The sequence below is a fragment of the Streptomyces sp. ADMS genome (assembly GCF_033441795.1).
Taxonomy (GTDB): Bacteria; Actinomycetota; Actinomycetes; order Streptomycetales; family Streptomycetaceae; genus Streptomyces.
Window position 1 is genome coordinate 1 of the sequence record NZ_JAVFVX010000303.1, and the last position, 1,488, is coordinate 1,488.

Here is a 1,488-nt window from a genome sequence, read left to right on the forward strand (position 1 = left end):
GCCCACGCACACCAGCCCCGTGACCAGCAACTTCAGCTTGCACACCTCTCACTGCCGGATGTCGAGGAGACCCGGCGGCGCCTGAAGTCCGGTCAGGACCTGATCGGACGCCTGACCGTCGGCGAGTGGCTCGACCGATGGCTCGACGGCAAACGCATCCGCAAGTCGGGACTCAGCCGCTACGAGACCGATATCCGGTTCCATTTGAAGCCTCGGATCGGCCACCACCGTCTCGACCGCCTGCGCGTGAGCCACCTCAGCGACATGTTCACGGCCATCGCCGACGCCAATGCCGAGATCCTGGAGCAGAACGCCCAGCGCCGGGCCGCGGTCGAGGAGTTGGCCACCGTGCCGTGGAAGGGCACGGACAACCGCGCCCGCCGCAAGGCGATGAAGACGGCGATCGATGCCATGCCACCGTTCCGGCGTGTGACCGGTCCGGCTACCCGGCTGCGTATCAAGGCCACGCTGCGGTCCGCGTTGAACGACGCGATCGGCCAGCAGATCCTCACCTTCAACCCCGCGGCGCACGTCGAACTCGACCCCGTGCGCAAGCCGAAGGCCCTGGTGTGGACCGACGCGCGGGTCGCCAGGTGGGAGCAGACAGGCGAGAAGCCCTCCCCCGTCATGGTCTGGACGCCCGAACAGACCGGCGCGTTCCTCGACTTCCTCGCGGAGGACCGGCTGTACGCGATGTGGCACCTGATCGCCTTCCGCGGCCTGCGGCGGGGCGAGGCATGCGCTCAGCCCTGGTCGGAGACCAACCTCGATGACCACTCCCTGACCGTCTCCGCACAGCTCGTCCAGGACGGGTGGGAGGTCGAAACCTCCGAGCCCAAGACGGACAGCGGCTTCCGCGTGGTCGCGCTCGACGACGACACCGTCAACGTCCTGAAACGGCACCGCGAACAGCAGGACGCGGACCGCGAGGAGTGGGAATCAGCCTGGGTCGAGACCGGCATGGTCTTCACCCAGGAAGACGGCTCCTGGCTCCATCCCGGGAAGATGACCGACCTCTTCGAGCGCCTCGTCGCCGCCTCCGGGCTCCCGCCGATCCGGCTGCACGACCTCCGGCACGGGGCGGCCACGCTCATGCTCGCCGCCGGCATCGACGTGAAGATCGTGTCGGACACGCTCGGGCACAGCGACACCCGGATCACGCGGGACATTTACCAGAAGCGTCCTGCCGCAGGTCGGCAAGAACGCGGCCGAGGCCACCGCCAGGCTGGTTCCGCTTCAGCGGAAGACCGAGGCGGAGGAGGCCCGTAGGGCCGCCAAGAAGGCCAAGGACAAGGCGAAAGCCGAGGCCAGGGCCAAGAAGAAGGCCAAGCAGAAGAAGCCCAGGAAGTAGGGCACCGGACCACTCCGCTCACGCATCGCTCACGCAAGCCATCTCGCGGCACCACGGCCGTGTGACGCGTCATGCCCCGAGCAAGGAAAAACCCCAGGTCACGGCGAGTGAGTCCTGGGGTTTTCCGGAGCCGCCTT

1 pseudogene is annotated in these 1,488 nt (G+C 67.8%); it reads left to right on the top strand.

What is annotated here, in order from left to right:
* Nucleotides 1-1,351 (top strand): annotated as a pseudogene (locus RB628_RS40555) (tyrosine-type recombinase/integrase); the annotation flags it as partial.
* Nucleotides 1,352-1,488 lie beyond the last annotated feature (137 nt).